Here is a 3451-nt window from a genome sequence, read left to right as displayed (position 1 = left end):
GCGCCCGGCTGGGAGGGGCCCGAGAGCGGGCCGGATGGGGGCCCGGTGGGCCGGCCGGACGACGGCGGTTCGACACTCACGAGTTCTTCCCTGCGTAGGGGATCTGCGGGGCGCGGGGCGTACAGAGAGTTCACACCTCTTTGTCCCGGTACGCGCCTATTGTGTGCCGCGGTTCCTGGCGGCCCGCAAGCGGACGCGGTCGCACTGACACGGTCGGCGACTGACGCGGTCGGCCCTCCCCGAGGGGCGGGCCGCCGCAGCGCTGCTTAACGTGACAACGTGACCGACCAGACACCGCCCCGGCGGGCCCCCCACGGATGGCCGCACGCCCTTGTGGCCGTGCTCGCCGCCCTGCTGGTCATGGCAATCCTCGCCGCGCTCGGCCTGTGGGCCGCGGGCGCCGCCGATCTGCCCGGCGGCGCGTTCCCCAGCGTCGCCGCCGCCGTGGTCGTGATGGCGGTGGGCGGCTCCGTCAAGCTGTCCGGGGACGCGGGTGCGATCGCCGAGACCAACGCGGACCTCTCCGTGCTCCCTCTCTCGGTCGGCCTGGCCGGGGCCCTGGTGATCGCCGCCGGATTCCTCAGGCCGCTGCGGCACCGGGCGGTCGCGGGCACGAGCGAGCTGGCCGGCTGGGCCGGCCGGGTCGCGGCGCTGTGGGTGCTGCTCCTGATCGGCCTCGGCCTCGCGGCCCGGCACCGCTTCACCATCTCGCTCGGCGAGGGGACGGCCTCCGACATCAGCGATGTGCTCGATGCCTCGCCCAGGGTCGGCTTCGAGACCGACGTACCCCTCACGCTCGTCTTCGGTCTCCTGTGGCTCGCGGGCGTGCTCGCCGTGGCCCTGCTGGTCTCGCGCCGGGCACCGCTCCCGGCCCGGCTGCTGCGCTTCCAGGAGTCCGTGCGGCCCGCGGCCTTCGCGATGGTGGTGCTCCTGCTCTCGTACGTCGCTCTGGGCCTGGTCATCGGTCTCGTCGTGGCGGCGACACAGGGTCACGCCGCCGAGACGCTCGCGGTGATCCTGCTCGGGCTGCCCAATCTCCTCTGGCTCGCCTTCACCCTCGGGCTCGGCGCGTCCTGGGAAGGCCGCGTGGAGGGCCCGTTCGGGCTGCCCATGCCGCAGGTCCTGGACGACGTCCTGCGTACGCCGGAGAACTCCACGCTCAATCTCCAGACGCTCGCCGAGTACGACAGCCGGGTGTGGTGGCTCCTCGCCGTCGCCGCGGTCATGGTGCTGTGGGCCGCGCTCGTGATGGCGGCGCGCTCGCCCGCGCGGATGCGGGCCTGGCAGCACGCCGTGCACATGGCGGTGGCGCTGATGCTCACCGTGCTCGCCGTCTGTCTGCTGGTCCGCATCGAGGCGCACTACGGCCTCTCGCTCCTGGGCATCGGCGACCTCGGCGGCGGCCTCTCCGGCCTGGTACTCCTGAGCCCGAAACTGTGGACGGCACTGGGCCTCGCCCTGGCCTGGGGCCTGGTCACGGGCTTCATCGGCGGCCTGCTGACGCGACGCGTCCGCAGGCATGGCGAGGTGGAGACGGAGCCGGAGGAGGCCTGAGGGAGACACCGGGGAGGGGAACCGCGCGACCAGCCACAACGCACCCGCAGATCCGCACGGCACACCCCGCAGAACCCCCCAGAGCCCTCAGCCCGGCAGCCGCCGAAACACCGCCCGCGCCCAACGGGGCGGCTCCGGCGGCACCTCCGGCCCGGCCGGGGCAGCCGGGGCGGCCGGGGCCCCCATGCCCCCCATGCCCCCCATGTCCACCTGAGTCGGCGGATGCCCGCCGCCGCCACCCACAGCTGCGGCACGCAAGGCAGCCACGAACTCCAGGCAGGACCCATACCGATCCTCGGGACTCTTGGCCAGCGCCTTGGCCAGGACGTCATCGACGCCCCTGGGGAGATCCGGCCGCAGCTCGGTCAGGCGGGGCGGCTGGTCGTACTGATGGGCCCACAGCAAGGCCATGTCGTCGTCGCGCTGGAAGGGCGGGCCGCCGGCCATGGTCTCGTGGACGACGCAGGCGAGGCTGTAGACGTCGCAGCGGCCGTCCACCGGGCGCCCCGAGATCTGCTCCGGCGCCACATAGTCGAGGGTGCCGACGAACTGGCCCACGGTGGTGAACCCGGTCAGCGAGAGGGACTTCTTCGTCAGGCCGAAGTCCGTCAGATAGACATGCTCCGGATGGTCGCTGTCCGTGCCCTTGTCGACGAGGATGTTGCCGGGTTTGACGTCCCGGTGGACCAGGCCGTGGTCGTGGGCCGCGTCGAGCGCGGACGCGACCTGCACGGCGATGCGCAGGGCGGCGCCTAGGGGGAGCGGCCCCGAGCGGTCGAGCACGTGACGCAGGTCGAGCCCGGGAACGTACCGCATGGCGATGTACAGAACTCCGTCGGTCTCACCCGCCTCGAAGACCGGCACGATGTGCGGGTGCTCGATCGACGCGGCCACGCGTGACTCGTGCGTGAAGCGCTTCCGGAAGGTGTCGTTGCGCGCGAGTTCGGGGGCGAGCAGCTTGAGGGCGACGGTGCGGTCCAGGCGCAGATCCTTGGCGCGATAGACGACGGCCATGCCACCACGACCGACCTCGCCCTCAATCCGATACCCCGCGATCTGCTTGCCGACCAGCTCCGAGGGCCGCCCGGAGTGCACGCTCTGACCCGTCTCCCGCGACGAGGCTCCCATCACGCGTCACCGGACCGGTGCGGCGGTACGGGATCGGCGGCGACGGGCGGGATCACACGGGTGGGTTCTTCGCCGTACGGGTCACGGCCGTGCGAGCCATCGCCGTACGAGGCTTCACGGTGCGGGCGGCGCACCGGCCCCGCCTCCGGCACGGTCTCAACCACCCGCGTCGGCTCCGAGCCGGGCGCGGCACCCTGCGAAGTGCCGCCCCGCGGACCCGCACCGCGCGAGGCACCACCAAACGGGGCATCGCCGCGCGAGGCATGAGCCTGCCCCGCCTCCGGTACGGCCTCAACGACCCGCGTCGGCTCCGCACCCGCCGCGGCACCGTTCGCGGGCGAACCGTACGGAGCATCGCCGCGCGGGCCATGCACCGCACCGGCCCCCGGCACGGCCTCAACCACCTGCGTCGTCTCCGCACCCACTGCGGCACCATCCACCGGCGCGCCCTGCGGGGCTTCTCCGCGCGGAGCACGCGCCGCACCCGCCTCCGGCACGGCCTCAACCACCTGCGTCGTCTCCGGACCCGGACCCACTGCGGCACCACCCACCGGCGGACCGTGCGGGGCTTCTCCGCGCGGAGCACGCGCCGCACCCGCCTCCGGCATGGCCCCAACCACCCGCGTAGGCTCCAGACCCGCCGCAGCACCATCCACCGGCGCGCCCTGCGGGGCTTCTCCGCGCGGAGCACGCGCCGCACCCGCCCCCGGCACGCCCCCAACCACCCGCGTCGGCTCCAGACCCGCCGCAGCACCATCCACCGGCGGAC

General features: G+C 73.7%; 4 protein-coding genes. 2 read left to right on the top strand and 2 right to left on the bottom strand.

Going from position 1 to position 3451, the window contains the following annotated elements:
- The first annotated feature begins 279 nt into the window (after nucleotides 1-279).
- Entirely contained in the window at nucleotides 280-1554 is a 1275-nt protein-coding gene (locus E2651_RS42155) for a streptophobe family protein (protein ID WP_135336554.1), read from the top strand.
- Between the two features lie 87 nt (nucleotides 1555-1641).
- Here E2651_RS42155 and E2651_RS42150 read toward each other — a convergent pair whose 3' ends face one another.
- Nucleotides 1642-2682, bottom strand: coding sequence for a serine/threonine-protein kinase (locus tag E2651_RS42150; protein ID WP_135336553.1), 1041 nt, complete (start codon nucleotides 2680-2682; stop codon nucleotides 1642-1644).
- Nucleotides 2682-2846, bottom strand: coding sequence for a hypothetical protein (locus tag E2651_RS44475; RefSeq protein ID WP_167829073.1), 165 nt, complete (start codon nucleotides 2844-2846; stop codon nucleotides 2682-2684). Before E2651_RS44475 ends, E2651_RS42150 begins: the two co-directional genes overlap by 1 nt.
- Before the next feature lie 204 nt (nucleotides 2847-3050).
- Between E2651_RS44475 and E2651_RS42145 the strand changes: the two genes are divergently transcribed.
- Nucleotides 3051-3451, top strand: a 401-nt coding sequence (locus tag E2651_RS42145; RefSeq protein ID WP_209446387.1) for a hypothetical protein, incomplete at its 3' end; no start/stop codon positions are given.

It is taken from the genome of Streptomyces sp. MZ04 (assembly GCF_004684775.1).
Taxonomy (GTDB): domain Bacteria; phylum Actinomycetota; class Actinomycetes; order Streptomycetales; family Streptomycetaceae; genus Streptomyces.
This window is presented reverse-complemented; position numbering and strand designations above follow the sequence as displayed.